Origin of the sequence: Microcoleus sp. S28C3, assembly GCF_036700785.1 — a bacterium.
Taxonomy (GTDB): Bacteria; Cyanobacteriota; Cyanobacteriia; order Cyanobacteriales; family Microcoleaceae; genus Microcoleus; species Microcoleus asticus.
The window spans coordinates 1-1,371 of sequence record NZ_JAUBPO010000280.1; the positions used below are offsets into that span (position 1 = coordinate 1).

Sequence of the window (1,371 nt, forward strand, 5' to 3'; positions counted from 1 at the left end):
CAGGAGACGTAAGTAAAATTTTCTATTGGGAGTTTAGACTAACCGCACTTTGAGGCGCGGTTAGTCTAAACTCCAGTCAAGTGCCATCCGGCTCCATCTACTACTAAAACTACTCTTTTTTTCCGCTTTACTTTCCAATGTCGAGCAAAATCTTCTAACACTCGCTCAAAAAGCTGGCTGTTGACAAATGGCAGTATCCACCAATATGTTTCTCCGGTACTCGGATGTACTTTCGCGGTATAACCACAACCATTGAAACCGCCAGTTAACCACAGCAGTGGCATTACTAAACTCATCCACCCATTCTCGCCTCAAAACAGGTTTCAATCGGAGCCGATGTTCGTCCATTGACCAGACTTCTACGTCGCTTGAAGGGTTCTCTTTCTTGATTTTCAAGACGAACGAACCGACGGAGATTTTTTTTTCCATTCCTCTTGTTCGAGGAGATCTGATTCCTGATGTTCCGGGCGAGGAACTCTCAATCTAAACTTCATTGACTTGAGATATTCCCATCCTCTTTGACGAGAGACTTTGTAACCTTTGAGTTCACTCATCCAGTCAGCCACTTTACGACCATTCCACAGTCCGCCATCTGGGGGTGGCTGCTGTAGGACTTGCCACAATTGAGCTTGTTCCACATGATTGAGCAGAGGGTCACGATCGCGATTTTGGCAACGCTGATCTTCGAGGGATTCTGGTCCTAAATGGTTGTACCCCCAGACTAATTCATAAATCCAACCGCGACTATAACCTTTCACTGCCATCACTTCTGCGGTAGTTTTGCCGCCAGCTAGCAGCCAAATAATTTGGTAATGATGGGCTTGGGTTGTTGTTTTAGCTTGACGGAAACGAGCTTGTAGCTCTTCTATACTCAGATGAGGCGCGATCGTAATTCGTTTTGGCACTCTTTATTTGATGGGGTGGTGTTCCTCCTGATTATATCCTGGTTAATCGACCGGAGATGATATCACAACCTGTGAGATTGTCGGTTGCTATATCGGCGATCTTTCTGGGGATGCTGCAAGGGCATTATGGGCCTCGCTGCCGCCTGTGTACCGACAATGTGCCGTCATCTATACCGATTACTGGCAGGCCTATGAAACAGCACTGCGATCGCAAACGTCCGAAAAGCCGTAGGCAAGGACAGTGGATTGACCAGTTACATAGAACGATTCAATAACACTTTGCGGCAACGAGTGTCACGGCTAGTAAGAAGGACATTATCGTTCTCTAAGAAGTTAGGTGATTTCTGAGAAAGAAATTACCAAGGAAGGTAAAATATGTTTATTGATGAGTAAGGAATGAAAAATAAATAAGTTGATGACTTATCGGTTATAATCAAAAAAGTGTGAGATGACAATTTTCACTCCT

2 protein-coding genes and 1 pseudogene are annotated in these 1,371 nt (G+C 44.8%); 1 reads left to right on the forward strand and 2 read right to left on the reverse strand.

Going from position 1 to position 1,371, the window contains the following annotated elements:
- Positions 1-65 precede the first annotated feature (65 nt).
- Together QUA13_RS32445 and QUA13_RS32450 are read right to left on the reverse strand one after the other, a co-directional pair.
- Positions 66-296: a hypothetical protein gene (locus tag QUA13_RS32445; protein ID WP_333205198.1), complete on the reverse strand. Its 231-nt coding sequence runs from the start codon at positions 294-296 to the stop codon at positions 66-68.
- A gap of 96 nt (positions 297-392) precedes the next feature.
- Positions 393-905 (reverse strand): winged helix-turn-helix domain-containing protein, encoded by a 513-nt coding sequence (locus QUA13_RS32450; RefSeq protein WP_333205200.1) that lies wholly within the window; start codon positions 903-905, stop codon positions 393-395.
- Between the two features lie 228 nt (positions 906-1,133).
- On the opposite strand from QUA13_RS32450, the pseudogene QUA13_RS32990 reads away from it, so the two are divergent.
- Positions 1,134-1,253, forward strand: a pseudogene (locus tag QUA13_RS32990) (IS1 family transposase); the annotation flags it as partial.
- Between the last annotated feature and the right edge of the window lie 118 nt (positions 1,254-1,371).